1 protein-coding gene is annotated in these 236 nt (G+C 68.2%); it reads right to left on the bottom strand.

All coding sequences use genetic code 11. The annotated features are described in order from the left end of the window. Positions 1 to 32: 32 nt before the first annotated feature. Positions 33 to 236 (bottom strand): putative PEP-binding protein (locus HMPREF0072_RS10790; RefSeq protein WP_004831067.1); only part of this gene is annotated, 204 nt, incomplete at its 5' end.

Raw genomic sequence — 236 nt, 5'->3', positions numbered from 1 at the left:
GGGTTCCAAGGTAACGGTGACGGCGCGGGCATTCATGCACCTGCTCCATCGAGGGCGCGTACCTGCTCGGCGGTTTCGCAGTCCAGCGCGGCATTGGCCAGCCTCTGCAGATCGGCCAGCGCAGTGCCGCGCAGGCGTGCCTTCACCGACGGGATGTCGTTCGGGGTCATCGACAGTTCGTCCACGCCCAGCCCTGCCAGCAGCATCGCACCGAACGGATCGCCGGCCAGGCCACC

The sequence above is a fragment of the Anaerococcus lactolyticus ATCC 51172 genome (assembly GCF_000156575.1).
Lineage (GTDB): Bacteria > Bacillota > Clostridia > Tissierellales > Peptoniphilaceae > Anaerococcus > Anaerococcus lactolyticus.
The sequence above is the reverse complement of the archived record's forward strand: the minus strand, read 5'-3'. Positions and strand labels throughout refer to the sequence as shown.